The following is a 22918-nucleotide window of genomic DNA, read 5'->3' as shown; positions in this document are numbered from 1 at the left end:
AAGACATCAAACCATCATTGGTTAAAATCCAACAGCGGCTATTATAACTTATATAATCAGTTACTTACAGTTTTTTGTAAATATTGGCTTATTATTACCCAATGCGGGTGAATAAATTCCAATCGATACGATAAACGGCTTAATAAACATCCACTCATTATTGTTTAATTAGACGACCAATATATCAAAATATAGGGCTAAACAGATGGCTGCATATAAAGACAGCCCTGCATTCTGCTATACTTAAATCAACAATTGACCCAGATAGCTATGCTATTATGCGTCAAACGATAGCCTTACTATCAATACTTGCAATAAGCACTTACTATAAATAGATAGACCGCTATTCAAACCCTCTTTTATTTTCATTGGTATGACGACTCATTATGACCAGTAACTCTTTATCTAACGCCGCTGCAGCATCAACCACACCCTTAACTAACTTAGCAAGCACGCCAAGCAATGCTGAACCAAACCATGCTGACACCCTAAGCTATGCCGATATTCAAAGCATCGTTGCTGATGATTTTGACATTATGGACAAGCAAGTTTTTGGCAGTTTGAATTCCAAAGTTCAACTGGTCATGAGCGTATCCCAGCATGTGATTAATGCTGGCGGCAAACGTATGCGCCCGCTCATTACCTTATTATGCGCGCGGATGTTTAATGATGAACCGTCGCAGCAAGCGATGCATTTGGCGGCGATTACTGAGATGCTGCATACCGCAACCTTAGTCCATGATGATGTGATTGACGAATCAGGTCAGCGCCGTGGTAAGCCAACCGCAAACGCTACTTGGGATAATGCCACGGCAGTGCTGGTCGGTGACTATCTGATTGCTCGCGCCTTTAACTTACTGGTTGGGTTTCAGAGCTTACCGTTATTACAAGTGTTCTCAGATGGTACCTGTGATATCGCCGAGGGCGAAGTGTTACAGCTACAGCATCAGCACAATCCTGAAGCCACTGAAGCCGATTATCTAAATATCATCGATGGCAAAACGTCGCGCTTATTTATGATGGCGACCCAAGGCGCGGCTATTTTGCAAAATAAAACTGAGCACCTGCAAGCATTGGCTGATTTTGGTCAGCATTTCGGTAATGCTTTCCAAATCGTTGATGACGTGCTCGATTATAGTGGCGATAGCGAGCTGATGGGCAAAAATCTCGGTGACGATTTGGCGGAAGGTAAACCAACGCTGCCAACCATTAAGGCGCTTGAGCTATTAAAAGACAGCGATACCGCAGGCTATGAGCAGTTACGTATCGCCGTGCAAACCGGTAAAACACCAAATGCTGAGCAGCTTATCGAGCTGGTACGTCATTCAGGCTCGCTTGAATACTGTAAGCAGCGCGCGTTAGAAGAGACCAAACTTGCCCAGCAAGCGCTTAGCAGCTTACCTGATAATCGCTACCGCCAAGGGTTATATCAATTGACGGAACTTGCCAGCGCGCGTTTATTATAAAGGCTATTTATTTATCTTATATATTGGACTTTTTATATATTTTTCATATACCAAGATTTCAATATATCAGATAAAGACCACTTTATTTATTAAAGGTTAAGTTAAGCCTGACTTTATAATAATAAGACATAAAAGATGAGGAGAGCTTGGCTATGATACTAGCAGCCTCCTCATTACTCATACCAAACGCTGACTTAAGCGCATACGTTTTGCCTCCATATTTTAGCGTTCACACTTAAGTATTGCTAATACAGAATTTTTCTGTCTCCTTTGTTTTCTACTGTATTTTTATACAGCTTTCTTGCTACTATCTCTGAATCTCATTTAAAAAAACAAAAATTAACAATATTCTAGTTCAGCATTCATTACGAATTTTACAAGGTATTTTTAACGCTATGCTTGTATTATCAATGGCTGTTAGGCATTTATTGAGCTAGAAGACAATTGTGAGACGCAAAAACGGTTTTTTACACCTTGACTGTAGGGTATACCCTATAGTTTATAATCATTCATTAAATTAAATCTGCTTATCCGATTGTTACGCGTTTAGCGACTGATATATTGGCAACGGTAAATGCATATTACTTTTCATATCTACCACGTTAAGATTTACCCCTAAACTTTTAATACTGTAATTATTTATTATATGATATTTATATTGCCGAGGACATTGATGAAGCACTCTACTCTTGCGCTTGTAATAGCATCTGTACTATCTGGAGCTGTACTGATTGGCTGTGACAAAAACGAGGACGCAGCTGGTGACGCAGCCGCACAGCAGCAAATGCCACCTGCTGTCGTCAACGTTCAGACTGTCACTCTAGATACCGTACCCCAAGTACAGACCTTTGCTGGACGTACCGCGGCTTATCAAACCGCAGACGTTCGCCCACAGGTTAATGGCATTATTGACGAGGTGTTGTTCCGTGAGGGCAGCAACGTCAAAAAAGACCAACCTTTATATCGTATCAATACTGATAACTACGCGACGTCTATCACCAGTGGGCAGGCGGCTATTCAGCAGGCTCAAGCCAACTATCAGACAGCGGTGGCAAATAATGCCAATGCTAAAGCTGAATTGGTCAGCCGCCAAGCATCATTATCACAAGCGCAAAATGATTTACAACGCTTGCAAGGTTTGATCGAAATTGATGCTATCTCAAAGCAGCAATATGACCAAGCTGTCACCCAAGTTCGTACCGCTCAAGCGGCAGTCGAAAGTGCGCGTGCGGCTATCGGACAAACGGAAGCAGGTATTGAGAGTGCTAAAGCGGGCATCCAAACTGCCAAGGCAGGTTTACAAGCCAGCACGCTGGATTTAAACCGTACTATCGTACGTGCGCCGCTCTCAGGTCGTACTGACCGCTCTAGCGTGACTGCCGGTACGTTGGTTAGCGCCGGTCAACCTGATCCTTTAGTGACTATCTCACGTCTAGATCCTATCTATGTCGATATCAGCCAGTCTTCATCTGAATTGCTTAAGTTACGCCAGCAAATCTCTGCCGGTAAAGCACAAGCAGGCATGAACTCGGTTGAATTGGTGTTAGAAGATGGCTCAACTTATCCCGTACGCGGTGAACTTGCTCTATCTGAAGCAAAAGTTGATGAGTCAACCGGTGCGGTGACTTTACGCGCGGTCTTCTCTAATAAAAACAATATCTTATTGCCTGGTATGTATGTCAGCGCTCGCTTAACCCAAAGCGTCATTACCAATGCCGCCTTGGTACCGCAAAGTGCCGTGATGCGTACCCCGAAAAGTGAAACCCAAGTTTATATCGTTGATGAGAACAATAAAATTCAAGTACGTCCTGTCACTATCAATGGTACCTATAAAGGGCAATGGGTGATCACAGACGGCCTACAAGCAGGGGATAAAGTGGTGGTTATTGGCGGTGCAAAAGTGAAGCCTGAGCAAGAGGTGGTCGCCAAACCATTACCAGATGCCAATGCAGCCCCTGCTAAGCCAGGTGCACCTACTGCCCAAACGCCGCAGCAAGCTGCAAAAGCGATGGATAAGCCAGCTAGTAAAGATGCCGCTGCTAAAAAACCTGCAGAATCTACCGCTAACTAATTCCATTCAAAGATAGGAAGACTAGGGATATACTATGTCACGTTTTTTTATTAATCGCCCTATTTTTGCATGGGTGATGGCTATTTTGGTCATGCTCATCGGGGTGATATCGGTCATTAATTTGCCGATTGAGCAGTATCCACGTATTGCACCACCAACGATTTCGGTTAGCGCAAGCTATCCTGGTGCCAACGCTCAAACCGTTGAAGATTCCGTTGTGCAGATTATTGAACAACGTATGAAGGGTCTTGATGGTCTGATGTATATGTCATCGTCAAGCTCGTCAAACGGTGGCGCGTCAGTAACCTTAACCTTTGAAAACGGTACTGATTCTGATACCGCGCAGGTACAGGTACAGAATAAACTTCAAGCCGCCATGAGCTCATTACCTGAGTCGGTGCAGCGTCAAGGCGTCAACGTCAATAAATCCTCTAGCAGCTTTTTAATGGTGCAAGGTTTTATTTCTGAAGACGGCAGCATGGATCGCGCGGATATCGCCGATTATATCAACTCAAACGTCGTTGACCAGTTAAGCCGTGTTGAAGGCGTGGGTGAAGTACAGGTGTTTGGTTCGGCTTATGCGATGCGCATTTGGCTCGACCCTGCCCGTCTACGTAGCTATAACATGGTGCCATCTGATGTGGTCAATGCTGTGCGCTCGCAAAACGCGCAAGTGTCGGCCGGTCAGCTAGGACAAGCGCCTGCTGATACCGACCAACAGGTTATCAACGCTACCGTTACGGTGCAAAGCTATCTACAAACCCCTGAAGAATTTGAAAACATTCTCTTAAAAACCGATACCTCTGGCGCAAAAGTTCGCTTAGGCGATGTTGCAAAAGTTGAAATCGGTAGTGAAAACTATAGTGTTATTTCACTATATAACGGTAATGAAGCGGCCGGTCTAGGTATCTCATTGGCCGGTGGTGCAAACGCACTGGAAACTCGCGAAGCGGTTGGCGCACGTATGGCCGAGCTGGAAGCAAACTTCCCAGCGGGTCTGGTATCAGTCGTCCCTTATGACACCACGCCGTTTGTACGTTTGTCTATCGAGCAAGTGGTCAAGACGCTGATTGAAGCAATTGTCTTAGTATTTATCGTCATGTTCATTTTCTTACAGAACTGGCGTGCGACCATTATTCCGACCCTTGCCGTTCCTGTGGTTCTATTAGGTACCTTTGCGGTACTCTATATTGCAGGCTTTAGTATCAACGTCCTAACCATGTTTGCCATGGTACTGTCCATCGGTCTACTGGTCGATGACGCCATTGTGGTGGTAGAAAACGTCGAGCGTATTTTGGAGGAAGATCCTCATATCTCCATTAAAGACGCTACCCTACAATCGATGCGCGAGATTAGTAAAATCGTTATCGGTATTGCCTTGATTCTATCAGCGGTATTCGTACCGATGGCCTTCTTTGGTGGTTCAACTGGTGTGATTTATCGTCAGTTCTCAATCACCTTGATTACTGCCATGGTCTTATCAGCACTGGTCGCGCTTATCTTTACCCCTGCTCTGTGTGTGACCTTGCTCAAACGTAGCAAAAGCCATGACAAAGCCTCGACAGAAGAGAAAAAAGGCTTCTTTGGTTGGTTTAACCGCTCTTTTTATAAAGTCAGCCGTAGCTATGAAAATTCGGTTGGTAAAAGCTTCCGCTTTAAATGGTTATACTTAATCGGCTATGCTGCCATCATCGGTATTATGGCAGTGGTATTCTTACGTATCCCCGGCTCGTTCTTACCAGAAGAAGACCAAGGTATTATGTTTACCTTAGTTCAGCTTCCTGCTGGTGCGACGCTGGATGAAACGCAAGATGTACTCGATAAAGTCAGTAATTATTATGATACCCAAGAAGGCGATAATATTGCCTCTGTCTTTACCATTGCAGGTTTCAGTTTTGCTGGACAAGGGCAAAATATGGGACTGGCGTTCGTACGTTTATCTGACTGGGCTGATCGTCCTGGTGCAGAAAACACCGCAAAAGCGGTGGCCGATCGTGCCATGGGTTACTTCTTTACCCAGTTAAATGAAGCCCAAGTATTTGCGATTGTACCGCCCGCGATTACCGAACTTGGTAACGCCAGTGGTTTTGATTTAATGATTCAGGACACCGGCAACCTTGGGCATGATGGGCTACTTGAAGCTCGTAACATGCTCCTCGGTATGGCGGCGCAAAATGACAAAGTCGCAGGCGTTCGTCCGAACGGTCAAGAAGATGCACCGCAGTTAAAAATTAATATCAACCAAGAACAAGCTGCTGCTTATGGTTTGTCATTGGGTAATATCAATAGCGTCATCTCTACCGCTTGGGGTTCAAGCTATATCAATGACTTCGTCGACCGCGGTCGTATTAAGCGTGTGTTTGTCCAAGGTGAGCCAAGCAGCCGTACCAATCCTGATGATATCGGTAAATGGTTTGTCCGTAACGATAGCGGTGATATGATTTCATTCGATGCTTTCTCTAGTAGCGAATGGCAATCAGGCTCTCCGCGTCTGACCCGTTATAACAGCTTACCGTCGATGAATATTCAAGGTAGTGCAGCGCCCGGTTTAAGTACGGGTGAAGCAATGAGCTCCATGGAAGCCATAATGGAGAAGATGCCTGAAGGTGTTGGCTATGAGTGGACAGGTATGTCACTTGAAGAGCAAAAGTCAGGTGCCCAAGCGCCGATGCTTTATGCGCTGTCAATCTTAGTGGTATTCTTATGTCTAGCCGCCTTGTATGAAAGCTGGTCTATCCCCTTCTCTGTCCTATTGGTTATCCCACTTGGGGTATTAGGTGCAGTGATATTTACGTGGCTACGCGGCTTTAATAACGACATTTACTTGCAAGTTGGTCTACTGACGGTGGTTGGTCTATCGGCCAAAAACGCCATCTTGATTATTGAGTTTGCAAAGGAACACCAAGAAGAAGGCTATAGTCTAAAAGAGGCGGTCATGACAGCGGCGCGTCAACGTCTGCGTCCGATTATTATGACCTCACTTGCCTTTGGACTCGGTGTTGTGCCATTATTCATCGCCACAGGTCCGGGCTCGGGCAGTCAAAATGCCATCGGTACTAGTGTGGTTGGTGGTGTTGTCACCGCAACTATCTTAGGTATCTTCTTTATTCCGATGTTCTATATTTGGGTACGTAGTATGTTCCCGCATAAATATGAGAACAACAAACCAAACGATAGAGATGATGGCAATGACGGCACATCTGGCCCGCAAAACCCAACGCCTTCTGACCCAATGCCTTCTGAGAGTTATCAGCCTGTAAGCCTTGGAGATAATACACAATGAGTGCTCAAAAAAACATTACCTTAAGCTCAGCAGCGGTAGCAAACATTGCTACCACTGCGCAACCGGCGCTTGCAGTACTGCGCAAAAATGGCGGTCGTCTAATCGGCTTGACCGCTTTAGCGTTAAGCATGGCGGCTTGTAATACCATTCCAAAAGCGGATATGCGCCCTGTCCTTGCTGAGCCGAATATACCTATCGAACAAACTTATGGCGCGTTTGATAAAGAAACCGTGAGTAGCGCTGATCAGCCAAGTATCGCCAGTCAACGCTGGCAGAATTTCTATAGCGACGAGCGCCTAAAGGGTCTGATTGCCCTAGGTTTAGAGAACAACAAAGACTTTGAAAGCGCCCGCTTAGCAATTGAAAAGGCACGCGCCCAATATCAAATCACCGATCTTAATGATCTACCTAGAATTGATGGTAGTGGCAGTTACGCGCGCCAAGCGCAAAACAGAACTGACAAAAACCCTAACAGCTCATATAGCGTCAATCTTGGTCTGGCCAACTATGAGTTAGACTTTTGGGGTAAAATCGCCAGCTTAAAAGACCAAGCGTTACAGAATTTCTTGGCCACTACCGCGGCAAAAGATTCGACCCAAATCAGTCTAATCAGTAATATTGCTCAAAGCTATGCCAACTTAAGCTATAGCTTAGCGCAATTAAAACTGGCAGAAGCCACGGTTGAAAGTCGTGAGAAATCACTATTTATTGCCGATAAACGCTTTGAAGCAGGCATTGATCCTAAGCTGCCATCTTTGCAAGCCAGTGCGTCGTTAGAAAATGCCAAACTTGCTGTCTTACGGGCGCAAAGCAGTATTCTAAAAGCGCGTAATGCCTTGCAGTTTTTGGTCGGTGGACCGATTCCAACCAACCTTATTCCAACGCCTGCGGTCAGTAACATCACAAATCAGCAGATATTTAACGCCGGCTTACCAAGTGAGTTGCTACGCTATCGTCCTGATGTGTTGCAAGCAGAATACAATCTAAAAGCTGCTGGTGCCAATATCGAAGTAGCACGCGCATCTTACTTCCCGTCTATCAGCCTAGCCAGTAGCGTAGGTTTGAGTAGCGGCAGTTTAGATAACCTGTTTAAGAGTGGTTCGGTCGGTTGGTCATTTGGCCCAAGCATTAGCGTGCCTATCTTTGATGCTGGTCGCTTGGATGCCAATTACGATGTGGCGAAAATTGAGCGTGAACAGACACTAGCTGGCTACGAGAAATCTATCCAAACCGCGTTCCGCGAAGTATCAGATGTGTTGGCAACACGCGCAACATTGGGTGATCAGCTCGCTGCGCAATACCGCTTGCAAGATAACTTTGAGCAAACCTATCAGATTGCCGATGCACGCTTTAAAGCAGGTATTGCAAACTATCTAGACGTGCTCGATGCACAGCGCTCGTTGTTCTCAACGCAGCAAGGTATCTTGGACTTAGAGCTACAAAAAATCATTAGCCAAGTCGAGCTTTATCAAGTCTTAGGCGGCGGCGCTAACCTTGACGTGCCAACGGTGATTCCTGTACCGCATAAAAACTTAGTGCAATTGGTCAATCTACCTGCCAATAGCAATAAAGCAAAAGCGGTCGATGCCATCGATGCAGCTAGCTCAGCGCGGGTTGCTTCTGTGCAAGAAGCGCAAGCGATTAAGCGCGCGCAACCAACACAAACAGCGACCTTTAATCCAACCGCAGTCGTCGATGTCAATAATGATGGCAAGACAGATGCTGCGGTAGGCGTGGTCACTGAAAAGACTACTTTTAATGAGACCAGTGTTGAGCAAGTACCGGTCACGCAGATTGTTGAGCCTTAAGCAGTCCTAGATGTTGTGAGATAAAGTTCCTCGCATAAACAGTCGATAATGACAATCAGCCCTACCGACTTGGTAGGGCTTTTTGCTTTCGATAGTGAATATTGGTTATAGTGGCTATTCGTTATAGTAGTGCTGGGTATAGTAGAACATTATATTAACGACACTTTTATCATTTTCGCTGTGCCAATTTTATAAAAACTCATGCTTTAAAACAGCTGATTCCATAAAGCTGATGAATAACAATGCTTAGAATCAAATAAGGAAAAATTATGACTTATACTTTTAACCGCCAATTTCCTGAAACACGCTTACGTCGCTTGCGTTATAACGATAACGTCCGTGCGATGATTCGTGAGGTTGAGTTGCATCCCAAGCACTTTATTGCCCCTGTCTTTGTTATAGAAGGCAAAAATAAGCGTGAAGCAATCGCTAGTATGCCCGGTGTTGAGCGTCTATCGATTGATCTGCTGATCAATTACGCCAAAGAATTATTAGCAGAGGGTGTCACCACGATCGACATCTTCCCTGTTATTGATAATTCATTAAAAACGCCTGATGGCAAATCCGCTTATGATGAAAATGGCCTTAGCGCACGCGCCGTCAAAGCGGTCAAAGATGCCGTGCCAGAAATGGTAGTGATGACTGATGTGGCGCTAGACCCTTATACCTCACACGGTCAAGACGGCCTGCTCGATGATAGCGGCTATGTGGTAAATGATGAAACCGTCGAAGTCTTGGTCAAGCAAGCGCTTGTCCACGCCCGCGCTGGCGCTGATATCATCTCGCCAAGTGACATGATGGATGGCCGCATCAAAGCCATGCGTGACGCCTTTGAAGCCGAAGGCTTTGTCAATACCGCTATCATGGCCTACTCTGCCAAATACGCCTCTGCTTACTACGGTCCGTTCCGTGATGCCGTTGGCAGTGCCGGTAATTTAAAAGGCGGTCATAAAAAGCAATACCAGATGGACTTTGGTAATCGCGCCGAAGCGCTGCATGAAGTTGCTATGGATATCAACGAGGGCGCAGATATGGTGATGATTAAACCCGGTCAGCCGTATTTAGACCTTATACGCGAAGTCAAAAATACCTTTGGCGTACCGACTTTTGCGTATCAAGTGTCTGGTGAATATGCGATGCATATGGCTGCCATTCAAAATGGCTGGCTAACCGATGCAGTAATTTTGGAATCCTTGATAGGTTTCCGCCGTGCGGGCGCTGATGGAATTTTGACTTATTTCGCCCTAGAAGCGGCTCGTCAGTTAAATAATGCTTAATATGCATTAAACGGCTTTGTATATAAAAAAACCGCGCTAGCTAATACATAAGCTGGCGCGGTTTTTTATGAGCATTATTTAAAAAGTTTAATAAAATCTATAAATGCGCACGGTCATGCGGCTCGTTAAAGTCGAGCACGGGGCCGACAGGGATAATACGCGTAGGATTGATATTGGCATGGCTGGTGTAATAGTGCGCCTTAATATGCTCGATACTGACCGTCTCGGCAATACCGGGCACCTGATATAAATCACGCATATAACCCCAAAGGTTGGGATAATCAACAATGCGGCGAATATTACATTTAAAATGCCCAACATATACGGCATCAAAGCGCACCAACGTGGTAAATAAGCGCCAGTCCGCCTCAGTAATCATATCACCTAGTAAGTAACGTTGGTCTACCAGACGCGATTCTAACGTGTCTAGCGCATCAAATAACGTTATTACCGCTTCTTTATAAGCGGCTTCGGTTGTAGCAAACCCTGCTTTATAAACGCCGTTATTCACCGCTGAATAAACAAACTCATTAACCGTATCGATTTCTGCTAGCAACTCTGCTGGCAAAAAATTAACTGCTGTTGCCCCTACTTCGTCAAAGGCTGAGTTAAACATCCGAATAATCTCAGACGATTCATTACTGACGATGGTATTGGTTTTTTTATCCCATAATATCGGCACTGTCACGCGTCCCGTATAATCAGGCTTCGCGGCAATATAAACCTCATATAGATAGTCTGCTTTGACAATCGGATCAGCAATGACGCCTGCGCCCTCTGCAAATGTCCAACCTTTATCGCCCATAAAGGGATGCACTATAGACAGTGAAATCATATCCTCCAAGCCCTTTAACTTACGATAAATGGTGGTGCGATGCGCCCAAGGACATGCAAGCGAGACATATAAATGGTAACGATTGGGCTCAGCTTTAAAGCCACCGATACCTGATGGGCCCGCCCTGCCATCAGCCGTGACCCAGTTTCTAAAACCAGCATCTTCGCGCTCAAAACGTCCTTCGCTCGCCTTGGTGTCATACCATTTATCTTGCCATTGACCGTCGACTAACAATCCCATATCTTGCCCCGCTTTATTTTAGTTATAAATCTATTTGATTAAAAATGACTACTATCAAACGATGCAAATAAAATAATTGCTATCGTCATATTTATTCAACTTTAAAGCTCATAGTAACATTTCTATGTTGCCCAGCCATTAAGCTTTGTTTGTTTCTCAAATAGCATTTATCTTAAAAGGCAAAGTTATGGTGCGGATTAAATTGAGATAGATTTTTTTAGAAAAAGTTGAAAACTTTACTTAGAGAGGCAGGCGAATTATAAAGTTTGAGAGTCTAACTGATACGAAATTTCGATCTCCGCTACAACCCTTATAAAACGGGCATAAAAAAAGCCCCAATCATAAAGATTGGGGCTTTCGAATCTGGTAGGCGTAACTAGATTCGAACTAGCGACCTCTACCATGTCAAGGTAGCGCTCTAACCAACTGAGCTATACGCCTATTTAGGTCATGCATTTTAGCAAGTTTTTAAAACTTTGCAAGCCTTTTCTATCACAATATTGACTTATTATGAGAATACCTAATTTTAAGCTTTATAATGAAGCACTTAAGAAAATACAGCGTTTCTAAATATTTTCCGCTATCTAAGATAGCTCATACCTTGTAGACTTTTAATACAACCGAAAACACAACTTCCTAATACAGGCCATCACATGACTCTACGCATTCATGCCTTATTTCATACAGATTACGAAGACCTCAGCTTTATTAAGCACTGGGCAGTTAATCATCAGCACACCGTTACCTACACCCGCTCTTATAATAAAGACACCTTGCCAGCGCTCGCCAGTTTTGATTGGTTAATCATAATGGGCGGGCCGATGAGCGTCCATGATGAGGACGACCATCCTTGGTTAAAAGAGGAAAAACGTTTGATTAAGCAAAGTATGGATAGCGGAAAAACAGTAATCGGTGTGTGTTTGGGTGCACAGCTTATTGCGCATTGTTTGGGGGCGAGCGTAGAGCCAGCGGGCGTAAAAGAAATCGGCTGGCTACCTATTCAGTTGACCAAAGACGCTCAGACGCATCCTTTATTACAGGACTTACCAAAGCAGCCCTTTACCGTTTTTCATTGGCATGGCGATGGGTTTGAATATCCACAAGGCGCGATTCCGTTAGCGACATCAGCAGCATGGCCCAATCAAGGCTTCCTTTATCAAACGCCGCAGCAAAAAGCGCTCGGTACTTGGGTTATGGCTTGGCAGTGCCATTTTGAAGTGACCGAAGAAAGTATCGTTAAGATGGTGGAAAATGGCAACCATGCTATTCAAAAAGGGCGGGTCGACTATCCTAAAACGGTACAATCAGCAGCTGAAATAATAGCGCTTGGCGATAAATATATCGCCGATAACAACGCGCGCTTAGCAGCCATGCTCAATCGTATGGCAAAGACTGCTAATATTTAAAGCCAAATACCTGAAACACAAAAAAACTTAATTATTCAGATACTTTTTGCGTTTTTCAGCGGCTAACTCGTTTTGCTCAATCTCTAGCGGCGTTAAGCCATCCTTCTTGCCTTTAAGATAACTAAGATACGCGGGGATATGGGTCTTACCCAAGTATTTATCCAAGTAAGGTAGAAACCCCGCATAATTGCCTTTAAATTTGGCATGATGAAAGTCATGGTAAACAGGGCCTTGATATACAGGCAATAAATGCGCAGGATTCCAAGGGATATCGTAGCCAATATGCCCATCGGCGCCTTCGATTTGACGTAGAATCACCCACATCCATACTACATAGATATGCGTCCCTAGAATGATTGGACCTACTAACGTGAGCGTCGCCGTCAATGAATACTCAACCCAGTGCATATAATTGCCATTGATACCGCAGGTATTGCGAATGCGGTGGTGCACACTGTGGATATTTCTTAGCAGCCACTTATTTTCGTGCATATAACGGTGCATACAATAGTATAAAAAGTCATCGAGCAGCACGAAGAAAATCAACTGCGCGATGATAATATACCAAACAGGCATCTCACCATTATGAACGCCTGTCAGCTTTAATAGCGGCCAAGCCAGCATCAATAATGCGGCTAAAATAATATTGTTAATAATGATGCGACCGATAGACGGTAATAGAAACTGTTTCATCTCAAACGGTTTTTGTTGAATCTTATATTTACGCAAGGATACCGGATCGCGCCAAGCCACTATCGTCCATGGAATAGCGACTGCTAGAAAGGCTGCCGTGCTGATTGCAAGCGTTGCCATGGGGAACTGCCAAAACCAAGGGTCGTTATAAAACCCTTGCCAATACGAAAACACATCCATATGTCACCTATTGAACATTACGTTTGCAGGTAAAAATCTTTGAAAGCAAATGAAGAGATTAAGAGCCTTTATAATGTATTAATAATACCAACATAAGTTAATTAATATATTTATATCTTAGCGCTTATCTGCTACTGATGTCGCCATTTTTACTCCGCCATATGTGACTAATACGACACCTAGCGCTATCAATGACGCACCTAAAAACAGCCCTTCTGGCGGACTTTCCCCTTGCAAGAAAATGGCAACAGGTACACCAACGACCGCTCCGACCGAACCTAATAAGCTGAGTAGCACTGGGCCGCCGGTTTTTTGTAGTAAGAATAATAGTAAGAACTGACCAGCAAAAACGAATGCCTGCACCACAATCAACCCTAACGGTAATATCTCTGTCGTCGGCACTGCCAGTGAAAAGTGCGGCATGATACTGACTAAGCCCAGGAGCATTGAGGCCGCTATGAGCATACCAGGTGCAAGCGCGCTTGGCGAAAGATTATTGGGCCAATATAAAGTGCGATAAATATTACCAATCGCCAGTAATACCGGGCCAAAAAGCGCAAGACCAATCCAAAACACACTGGCATCAGGCGTGGAAAATTTACGCGCCGCTAGTACCCCTACTCCAGCAAGTGCAGCGACCACGCCAAGTGCGCGCAGCTTAGTAAAGCGCTCTATTTTTAAGATGATGGCTGCCAGATACGTCAGGAGCGGCGGCAGCGAAATAATCAGCGCGACAAAACCTGCGCCGACATGTGGAATAGCGGAGAAGAAGATTAGATTGGAGCCTGCCACACTGACTAATGCGGCAACCAAATAATAGCTCAGGGTTGCTTTACTTAAAGGCGGCAGCTCATGACTTAGAAATGCATAACCAAGTAAAATAAACGCCGCGCCAGTAATGGACCAAAACAGAAATGCTAGCGGCGTCAGACCTACTTCGCCGGCAAACTTTGCTAGATTGGTAGAAATACCGATCAATCCACCACCAGCGATGAGACATAACGCAGGAATGAGCCACGCTTTTTTACCCTCAGCCATACCCTGCTGCGCTGACTCATTCATAGACTAGCTTAACCTTAAAAAAGCGATTTGATTCATCATAGTCAGCCCCATTATTTTGGCCTAGCTTGCTAATAATTAGATAGATTTCATGTTACCAACATAGATTAGCGTTCGCGCCAATACAACCACAAACGGGTATCGAGCTCAAACTGATGATAATCGGGTTCCATATGACAGCACAGCTGATAAAAAGCCTTGTTATGCTCTTGCTCCTTAAAATGTGCCAACTCATGCACCACAATCATACGCAAAAACTCAGGCGGCGCTTCTTTAAATAGACTTGCCACCGTGATGCTATTATGTGATTTCAGCTTACTACCTTGCACGCGTGATTGATAAGTATGTATGCCAAGTGCATGTTTGAGCACAGCAAGTTTACTATTATAAGTCACTTGCGACAGCGGGCTACTTTTACGCATATACTGATTTTTGATGTCGTTAATATAATGATACAGCGCTTTATCGCTTTGTATTTGATGGCGATTAGGATAATTCTTATCCAAATAATCGCCCAATCTGCCACTACTAATAAGATTCGCCGCTTGGCTTTGAATCTGCTCAGAGTAATGAGCGATATACTTTAATGTGGTCAATATGGTCACCGTTTTTATCTTTGACGTTTTATCTTTTAAATTGTGAGTTATAGATGTTTTTTGCTTTTAAGTCGTGCGCACGCTCTCATATTGTATGATTAATGGTTAATGCGCCACCGAATCAGACAACAAGTTCATCACCACGACACCGCCAACAATCATCGCAATACCAACCACGGCAGCGGTATCAAGCGTTTGCTTAAAGAAGAACAGCCCTACTAATGAGGTTAGCACGATACCGAGCCCGCCCCATAACGCATAAGCAATACCGATGGGTATAGTTTTTATGGTTTGGGTTAATAAATAGAACGAAATTGCATAAAGCACCGTCATAATAAGCGTGGGAATAAAGCGCGTAAACTGTTCTGACTTGACTAAAAAAGTGGTGCCAATCACTTCACAAACAATAGCAATGGCAAGGTAACCGTAAGCAATTGTGGTTGGACTCATATTGAAGGTACCTATATCAGTTAAAACGTGTTGCTCGATAGCAAATAAAGTTAAAAAACAGCCAATTAAAGCCAAAATACTAAAGAAACGCTCGGCTGGCTATTTTATAGGTTTATATGGGCGCTTGAAATAGAGATTTTAAGCTTTACAGTAATGCCATCTTTTTCTTTACATTCAATTAGATAGTCTGGTGAAACAAGATAATAAAGTAAAAACCTATAATCCTTGTTGTAAGATGGTTTTATCTCTCTCTTAGTCGTACTGTATTATGGCCATTGATTGAAACATTCAATAAAGCATCTACTTTAAAAGTAATTATGCTCAACTTCCTATAGATTTTGATTATATTTATAATTAATCACGTAATAAGGTTGACAGCTCACAACTACTTGGCTAAAATGTGCCCCACATAACGCAAACAAGACAAGCAATCGCGCTCACCAAAGCCTTTGTAAAACTTGCGATAGTAACCGTTATAAACAACTTATTCTCCAATAGCTCAGTTGGTAGAGCAACGGACTGTTAATCCGTGTGTCCCTGGTTCGAGCCCAGGTTGGAGAGCCATTTTATAAAAGACCTTCATCATTTATTTGATGGAGGTTTTTTTATGGTCGTAGCTTTTAGCCACTAATCGCATCGGTCTAAGGCCGCACAATATTAATACGGCCATGGTGTTCTTTTAGCGGCTTTTGTTGTATGGTAAGGTTAGCTGTGACTGAGTCAGTTTTTCCCTGAGTGCTTTACTCCTACTCACTAAAAGTAATGGTTTACTATGATACCTGTGCGCATAAAAAATAAGTTCTCTGATCACCCGCAAAAAATCACGCGTCCGATCAGTATTCGCTTGTCTGAAGAGATGATTAGATTATTAGAGTCTACCTCGTCAGAGTTGGGCTTTAAACGTATTCAAGGACTAATTCGTCTTTATATTCGTCAAGGACTGGATCGCGATCATCAGGATTATACCCTAGCTCATGATGAGGTTTTTATTGAAAGTCTGCGTAAGCGCGGTGTCAGCCAACGTATTATTGATGAGGCGATTGTAGTGACTCATAATAATAACACTACTCACCCGTTGTCTGAATTGCAAGATAAATAATAACGCTAGTGGTTGGCTGATCATACATACAGAATAAAAAAGACTAAGTTTGCTTAATAGCGCTTAGTCTTTTTTTATTACTTAATTTGCTATTTAAGATATACCCTCCTCAATGAACCTAATAACATCAAATGACTATTAGCGATAAACAAACATACAAAATTATCATAAGCGCTATATTGGTATAAAAGTTATTAGTATTTATATAGGTTGAGAAGGAGGCATACGATGATTGGTTCATACAAACCTGCAAGCAATGCACGCCATGTAGGCCATGTGAGAAAGGCCATATTATTAGCACTTACTTTGGTGATACTGACTGCTATCAGTAGCTGCTTACAACCGCCAGCGGATCCAACTAAGCAGACCATACCGACCAACTCTGACCAATGGCAGAAAAAGTTGGGTGATACGTTTGAGCGTTTGCCTGAAGATGATAGGCTGCTGCTAAGCCGCTATATGCTGCGTATGAAGCTCAGCGGGGCTTATGAGTCCGGCGCAATGACTAGTATCACCATCAAACAAGCTCTCGTTCAACAGCGTGAATATGAGCGCCTGCATCCAAATAATCCAACCGGCAAAAAAAGCCCTATTGTTACCAGTCAGCAAGTGGGTACGGCCAAAGCGCAAAACTACCCTGTTGCCTTACTGCCAGTTAAGACCAGTGATAGCGATAGCTTAAATCAAGTGAAACTACAATTTATGCTCTCAAACCACGGTAAGGTGGCGATTAAAAGTTTTAAAGGTAAGCTCACTATGAAAGAGAAGAACTTAACCAAAAGTAAAACCTTTAATGTGCCGTTAACTCAGTTCAAACCACCAATCGAACCAGAACAATCTGGCAAAATAATCATTGAAAGCAGTATTGAAGATATCAATGTGATGCGTGCGATTAAAAATAACACAGGGATAAGCATTGAGATTAGCAAAGGTAAGCTAGTGTTAGTGGATGGGCAAGAAATTGAGTTTGATGAGCTGCTAACGAAATAAGCCGATGGTCATAAAACCTGCAAAAACATCGCATAAAAAAAGCCCCAATCAATAGTTGATTGGGGCTTTTTCGAATTTGGCGGAGACGGAGAGATTCGAACTCTCGAAGGGCTATGAACCCTTGTCGGTTTTCAAGACCGGTGCATTCAACCGCTCTGCCACGTCTCCATTGGTGCATCATTATATAGATATCGTTAGATAATGCAAGCGTATAATATAAAAAAATGAAATTAATTTACAGCTGTTTTTAAATCAATAACTTACCGTTTGCTCGAAACTGTTTACTCAAAGCTATTTTATTTACTTGAAGCTAAGTGCAAGCACATATCAAGCAACCTATTGGCATAGCCCCACTCATTATCATACCAAGCGAAAACCTTATATTGCTCGCCTACTTGCATTAGCTGCTGCCCATCGATAATCAGCGATTCAGGCTGATGGATAAAATCACTGGAAACTAGCGGCTCATCGGTATAAGCCATAATATTTATCAAATGACCAAGGCTAGCAGCTTTTAGCTTTTCTCGAATAGCATCAACACTGACATCTGGGGTATCAAAGACAAAAGTAACATCAATCGCTGCCACATCGATGGTTGGTACACGTATTGAATGACCATTTATCTTACCTATCATCGCGGGCAATACCCGTTCTGTCGCAGCGATACTACTAGAAGTGGTCGGAATAATATTATGACCGGACGCACGCGCGCGTCTTGGGTCTCGATGCGCTTGATCGAGTACCGTCTGGTCAGCCGTTACTGCATGAATCTCAGTCATCATCGCCGACTTCACGCCAAATACTTTATCAAGGGTATCAATTAGCGGCACCAATGCCTGCGTGGTGCAGGAGACACTTGATATAATCGGCAGCTCACGCGTGAGCGTATCGGTATTGACACCCATGACGATACAAGCATCAACATCATCGAAAGGTGCAGCACTGATAATGACTTGCTGCGCGCCAGCTTCGATATGCAATTGCGCTTGTTCATAAGAGCGAAAATGTCCGGTACACTCTAGCACCACATCGACGCCTAATTCATGCCACGGTAAGTTTTTTGGGTCAGATTCTGAGAGCATTTTAATGCAGTACGTTAAGTTGTTTTTAGTCAGACACAGCTGAGTGTCTTTGTTAATAGTGGTATCAATAGTCGTATTGCTATCATTTTTATCAGTATCGACTTCACCCATTACAATATCAGCACTGACACCAAGTCGGCTTAAGCGACCGTGCGTACTATCAAATTTTAATAGATGCAGCAGAATATCAGCCGGTGCCAAATCATTAATCGCCACCACATGGATAGCGCGCCCTAACACCTCGAAGCGCTCTAACAAGGCACGCAGTACATTGCGCCCTATACGGCCAAAGCCATTGATAGCCACTCTCAGTGGCTGCGTGTGCTCGCCAGTCGCGTGCAAAAGTGTTGCTGCTTGCGAAATCGCGTTCAATTGATAGGTGGCGCTAGAAAAATCAGGCATAACGTTAGGTATAACATTGGGCATAACAAAGCATCGCTATAAAAAGTATCGCTATAAAGGGATATAAAAAGAGTGGCGCGCTACATTGGACATTATCAACGTGTTGGCAGTATTTATTTAGAGATTTTTCTCACTGACTTGGTGCTATGGTGTAATAAAAATCAATGCCAAACGAATGGTATTATAGTCAATCGTTTGCTTAAGATGGTCAAATATCGGACGCAGCTTAATACTACCATCATCATTAAAGTCATTTGGATTATTGGCGACTTTAATCGCCACATAGGCATTACCCACTGCCGTCATCACCTCGTCTTCTGGGCGCAAATGATCACAGGCAAGGCTTGGGTCTTGAGATTTTAGATCGCCAATATGGCGCATAATAGTCGATTGCGACAGCTGACGCGCTTGCGATATTTCTGCAATAGATAAGCTTTCTTCTAATAAAATTCGGGTTGCGAGCAAGGTGCTGTCCGACTTATCAGAGACTTGATTGCCGAGTTTCTGTTTTTTATCTATTTGCGCTTGCTGGTGCTCGCGGCGTTTTTTCTGCAGGTTGGCATAAGCTTCAATTACTGACTTACTCAAAGTTCCACCTGATTTTAAAATAAACTTTTCATGTGCTTGCGTCATGCTTTCTTCATCGAGCATCGCATAATTGGCATCAGCCTCATCAGACAATGCTAAAAAGCGTTTGTCCGCACCCCGTGCTAGCGGATCAAGTTGCAAACTCATGTCATTCATACCGAGCAGTTGCAGACCTGCCAGCGACTTTAGTCGTGACAATGCCACATAACCTTGGCCAAGCTCAAAGGTACGTGACAAGTCAATCTCCGCTGCATCAAGAGTCATACCTTGCGATTTATGAATGGTAATCGCCCAAGCTAGACAGAGGGGTACTTGCTCATAGCTCGCTAGCACGTCACCGGTCTCATCTTCGATAATCCATTCTTCCGGTTCAGCGATGACTTCACGACCAGAATTTAGCCTAACCACAGGCATTTTTTGCGTGCTTGGTTTTTTAACTTTTGGTTTATCTTTGTCTTTGGTAGTCTTTTTACCTTTGCCTTTTGTACTCTTATCAGCGTCATTTTCAGTGCTTTCACTATCGTCTTCTATCAAATCATTACTATTATCTTTATCATCATTAATTTTTACCGCAGCAAAACCAATCAGCTCGCCCATCGTGCCATTAGAGACGCTAAGCTCGGTATTGTTTTTAATAAACATTACCTTGGCACCAACTTTTAATACCAAATCATCTTGGGTACGGACGGTCTTCTTCAGGGTCTCAACCAGTTTACTATCGCCTGTAGAGGTGGCGATGAAACGCATCATCTCGCCATCTAACGCCGCAAGCTCTTTATCATTGATGCTATTAACGTTGAGATTATGGGTATAAAGACGAGTGCGTTTGATATCAACATTTTGATCAAAGGTCGCCTCTAAAGCTGCAATCGCTTCAAACGTCACTTCTTGACGGCGGATTTGATTGAGAATATCGTCCAAATCAAGTCCGCCATTAGCCGCCTCGCTCACCTGTCTGTGTTGCTCGGATAAATAGCAAATATGGAACTTGGCTTCTAACCACGCTTCCGACATAAAGGCAAATTTCTCGCGGTTGGTCTCGCCCTTACTACCAATCGGTGGTAGCTGAAAAAAATCACCTGCCACAACCACTTGAATACCACCAAAGGCTTTATCATTCTTACGTACATGTTTAAGGACTTGGCTGACCAAATTAATCTGCTTAGCATGCAGCATTGATATCTCATCAATGATGAGTACAGCCGTATCTTTTAAACGGTCTGCCAAAAACTGCTTGCGTGATAAATTGCTTAAGTCGCGATCAGTCAGCTCATCCTTGATACCAATGCCCGACCAGCTATGAATGGTCGTACCATTCATGTGCGTGGCAGCGATACCCGTACTGGCGGTCACAGCCACAGGGACACGGCGCGCGCGCAGATAGTCAATATATTGATTGAGAGTATAAGTCTTACCTGAACCTGCTGAGCCAGTCAAAAACACGTTTTGACCCGTTTTTAAGATATCGAGAGCAGAAGATTGACGCATATATCCAAACCAATTTAGTTAATAGTAATAAGAAAAGGAGCTTAAGTACAAATTATGAGGGAAAAGCTGTCCACAATTATAACAGCTACGCCGGTTTTGCGAACCACTTTAACCACCTCAGATCACATAACCTAAAGTTATACGATACAAAATATATCATTATAAAAAGTCATTATCACTCAGCGCCAAAGCTCAGTACGATAGAGTCACAGCTTGGTCAGGATGGCCAAATATTTATGCTTAAGTCGTTTGCTCTTAAATAGCCATAATACACAACAAGGAATCGTTCATGTTATACGCCTACCCCAATACTGAAAATAGTCCCGTCCAATTTCGCAAAAAATATGACAACTTCATCAATGGTGAGTGGGTCGCGCCAATCGATGGCGAGTACTTCGACAACTCAAGTCCTATCGACGGTAAAATCTTCTGTCAAGTTGCGCGTTCAAAAGAAGCCGATATTGAAGCGGCGCTGGATGCCGCTCACGCCGCCAAAGACGCATGGGGCAAAACCAGTGTCACTGAACGCTCTAAGATGTTGCTCAAACTTGCCGACGGTATCGAAGCCAATTTAGAGGCTATCGCTATCGCCGAGAGCTACGAAAACGGTAAACCGGTACGCGAAACCCTCGCAGCTGATATTCCAATCGCTATCGACCATTTGCGTTACTTCGCTGGCGTTATCCGCGCACAAGAAGGCGGCATCAGCCAAATTGATGAAGATACCGTCGCCTATCATTTTCATGAGCCACTAGGTGTCGTTGGTCAAATCATTCCTTGGAACTTCCCTATTCTGATGGCGATTTGGAAAATTGCCCCTGCGCTTGCAGCGGGTAACTGTGTCGTCCTTAAGCCTGCCGAGCAAACCCCTGCTTCTGTTCTGTACATGCTTGACTTAATAGGCGCGGCGGACATTTTACCAAAAGGCGTACTAAACGTCGTTAACGGTTTTGGTGTTGAAGCCGGTAAGCCAATCGCTTCTAACCCGCGTATCGATAAAGTTTCCTTTACTGGTGAGACCACCACTGGTCGCTTAATTATGCAATACGCCAGTGAAAATATCATTCCGGTAACGCTAGAGCTGGGTGGCAAAAGTCCAAACATTTTCTTTGCCGATATCATGGATGAAGACGATGACTTCTTAGATAAAGCCGTTGAAGGCTTGGTCATGTTTGCGCTCAACCAAGGTGAGGTCTGTACTTGCCCATCACGTGCCCTCGTGCACGAAAGCATCTATGATGAATTTATGAAACGCTGTATCGCCCGCGTTAAAGCCATCAAAATGGGTAACCCGCTCGATACCGATACCATGATTGGCGCTCAGGCCAGCTCAGATCAATTAGAAAAAATCCTCTCTTATCTCGATATTGGTAAAAAAGAAGGGGCAAAAGTCCTTGTCGGCGGTGAAATTGCCAAACATGATGGCGACATGGCAAACGGTTACTATGTACAGCCAACCATCTTTGAAGGCACCAATGATATGCGCGTGTTCCAAGAAGAGATCTTTGGTCCTGTGCTTGCCGTCACCACTTTTAAAGACGATGAAGAAGCCATGGCGCTTGCCAATGATACCTTATACGGTCTAGGTGCTGGTGTCTGGACGCGTAACGGCACTCGCGCTTATCGTTTCGGTCGCGGCATTAAAGCCGGTCGCGTTTGGACGAACTGTTATCACCTTTATCCTGCGCATTCAGCGTTTGGTGGGTATAAGCAGTCTGGTATCGGTCGCGAAAACCATCTGATGATGCTTGATCACTATCAGCAAACCAAAAACATGCTCGTATCGTACAGTCCTAAAGCGATGGGCTTCTTTTAATTCTGTTTTTCAAAGCACTTTATGGCAAAACTGTAAAGTGCGACCTCGATGCTCGCTGAGCATCTTAATGTAAAGAACGATGACAAGGA

16 protein-coding genes and 3 tRNA genes are annotated in these 22918 nt (G+C 44.0%); 10 read left to right on the top strand and 9 right to left on the bottom strand.

Annotation, left to right across the window (positions count from 1 at the left end; genetic code table 11):
• The first annotated feature begins 536 nt into the window (after nucleotides 1–536).
• The 5 genes from JMX13_RS00615 to hemB all read left to right on the top strand — a co-directional run bounded on the left by JMX13_RS00615 (nucleotide 537) and on the right by hemB (nucleotide 9905).
• Nucleotides 537–1466 (top strand): polyprenyl synthetase family protein, encoded by a 930-nt coding sequence (locus tag JMX13_RS00615; protein WP_201609249.1) that lies wholly within the window; start codon nucleotides 537–539, stop codon nucleotides 1464–1466.
• A gap of 673 nt (nucleotides 1467–2139) precedes the next feature.
• Complete coding sequence (locus tag JMX13_RS00610) at nucleotides 2140–3537, top strand: efflux RND transporter periplasmic adaptor subunit (protein ID WP_201608888.1); 1398 nt, start codon at nucleotides 2140–2142, stop codon at nucleotides 3535–3537.
• Between the two features lie 34 nt (nucleotides 3538–3571).
• Nucleotides 3572–6820, top strand: coding sequence for an efflux RND transporter permease subunit (locus JMX13_RS00605; protein ID WP_201608887.1), 3249 nt, complete (start codon nucleotides 3572–3574; stop codon nucleotides 6818–6820).
• Complete coding sequence (locus JMX13_RS00600) at nucleotides 6817–8628, top strand: efflux transporter outer membrane subunit (protein WP_201608886.1); 1812 nt, start codon at nucleotides 6817–6819, stop codon at nucleotides 8626–8628. Before JMX13_RS00605 ends, JMX13_RS00600 begins: the two co-directional genes overlap by 4 nt.
• Before the next feature lie 269 nt (nucleotides 8629–8897).
• Nucleotides 8898–9905, top strand: coding sequence for a porphobilinogen synthase (hemB, locus tag JMX13_RS00595; protein ID WP_201608885.1), 1008 nt, complete (start codon nucleotides 8898–8900; stop codon nucleotides 9903–9905).
• A gap of 97 nt (nucleotides 9906–10002) precedes the next feature.
• Here hemB and JMX13_RS00590 read toward each other — a convergent pair whose 3' ends face one another.
• On the bottom strand, nucleotides 10003–10980 hold the full coding sequence (locus tag JMX13_RS00590) for a glutathione S-transferase family protein (protein WP_201608884.1): 978 nt from the start codon (nucleotides 10978–10980) through the stop codon (nucleotides 10003–10005).
• Nucleotides 10981–11344: 364 nt separating this feature from the next.
• Nucleotides 11345–11421 (bottom strand) — tRNA-Val (locus JMX13_RS00585).
• A gap of 212 nt (nucleotides 11422–11633) precedes the next feature.
• On the opposite strand from JMX13_RS00585, the gene JMX13_RS00580 reads away from it, so the two are divergent.
• Complete coding sequence (locus JMX13_RS00580; protein WP_201608883.1) at nucleotides 11634–12386, top strand: type 1 glutamine amidotransferase; 753 nt, start codon at nucleotides 11634–11636, stop codon at nucleotides 12384–12386.
• 27 nt (nucleotides 12387–12413) lie between these two features.
• Here the strand turns inward: JMX13_RS00580 and JMX13_RS00575 are convergent, their stop codons facing one another.
• The 4 genes from JMX13_RS00575 to JMX13_RS00560 form a co-directional block, all read right to left on the bottom strand.
• A complete protein-coding gene (locus tag JMX13_RS00575; RefSeq protein WP_201608882.1) occupies nucleotides 12414–13259 on the bottom strand; it encodes a sterol desaturase family protein in 846 nt (281 codons plus the stop codon).
• Between the two features lie 117 nt (nucleotides 13260–13376).
• Nucleotides 13377–14321 (bottom strand): DMT family transporter, encoded by a 945-nt coding sequence (locus JMX13_RS00570; protein WP_201608881.1) that lies wholly within the window; start codon nucleotides 14319–14321, stop codon nucleotides 13377–13379.
• A gap of 104 nt (nucleotides 14322–14425) precedes the next feature.
• The gene (locus JMX13_RS00565) at nucleotides 14426–14914 is read right to left on the bottom strand and encodes a M48 family metallopeptidase (RefSeq protein WP_201609248.1); all 489 of its coding nucleotides are present in this window, start codon (nucleotides 14912–14914) and stop codon (nucleotides 14426–14428) included.
• Nucleotides 14915–15019: 105 nt separating this feature from the next.
• Nucleotides 15020–15364, bottom strand: a complete 345-nt coding sequence (locus JMX13_RS00560; RefSeq protein ID WP_201544929.1) for a DMT family transporter — start codon at nucleotides 15362–15364, stop codon at nucleotides 15020–15022.
• Nucleotides 15365–15852: 488 nt separating this feature from the next.
• Here JMX13_RS00560 and JMX13_RS00555 point away from each other — a divergent pair.
• The 3 genes from JMX13_RS00555 to JMX13_RS00545 all read left to right on the top strand — a co-directional run bounded on the left by JMX13_RS00555 (nucleotide 15853) and on the right by JMX13_RS00545 (nucleotide 17453).
• Nucleotides 15853–15928: transfer RNA gene (locus JMX13_RS00555), tRNA-Asn, on the top strand.
• A 208-nt stretch (nucleotides 15929–16136) separates the two neighbouring features.
• A complete protein-coding gene (locus JMX13_RS00550; RefSeq protein WP_149488924.1) occupies nucleotides 16137–16463 on the top strand; it encodes a CopG family transcriptional regulator in 327 nt (108 codons plus the stop codon).
• A 228-nt stretch (nucleotides 16464–16691) separates the two neighbouring features.
• Nucleotides 16692–17453, top strand: a complete 762-nt coding sequence (locus tag JMX13_RS00545; RefSeq protein ID WP_201608880.1) for a hypothetical protein — start codon at nucleotides 16692–16694, stop codon at nucleotides 17451–17453.
• 77 nt (nucleotides 17454–17530) lie between these two features.
• Here JMX13_RS00545 and JMX13_RS00540 read toward each other — a convergent pair.
• From JMX13_RS00540 to JMX13_RS00530, 3 genes are all read right to left on the bottom strand, one after another.
• A tRNA-Ser gene (locus JMX13_RS00540) sits at nucleotides 17531–17621 on the bottom strand.
• A 128-nt stretch (nucleotides 17622–17749) separates the two neighbouring features.
• The gene (locus JMX13_RS00535) at nucleotides 17750–18937 is read right to left on the bottom strand and encodes a type I glyceraldehyde-3-phosphate dehydrogenase (RefSeq protein WP_201609247.1); all 1188 of its coding nucleotides are present in this window, start codon (nucleotides 18935–18937) and stop codon (nucleotides 17750–17752) included.
• Between the two features lie 144 nt (nucleotides 18938–19081).
• A complete protein-coding gene (locus JMX13_RS00530; RefSeq protein ID WP_201608879.1) occupies nucleotides 19082–21013 on the bottom strand; it encodes an AAA family ATPase in 1932 nt (643 codons plus the stop codon).
• Nucleotides 21014–21302: 289 nt separating this feature from the next.
• On the opposite strand from JMX13_RS00530, the gene JMX13_RS00525 reads away from it, so the two are divergent.
• Complete coding sequence (locus tag JMX13_RS00525; protein WP_201608878.1) at nucleotides 21303–22829, top strand: aldehyde dehydrogenase family protein; 1527 nt, start codon at nucleotides 21303–21305, stop codon at nucleotides 22827–22829.
• Nucleotides 22830–22918 lie beyond the last annotated feature (89 nt).

Source organism: Psychrobacter immobilis (genome assembly GCF_904846285.1).
Taxonomy (GTDB): Bacteria; Pseudomonadota; Gammaproteobacteria; order Pseudomonadales; family Moraxellaceae; genus Psychrobacter; species Psychrobacter immobilis_D.
This window is presented reverse-complemented; position numbering and strand designations above follow the sequence as displayed.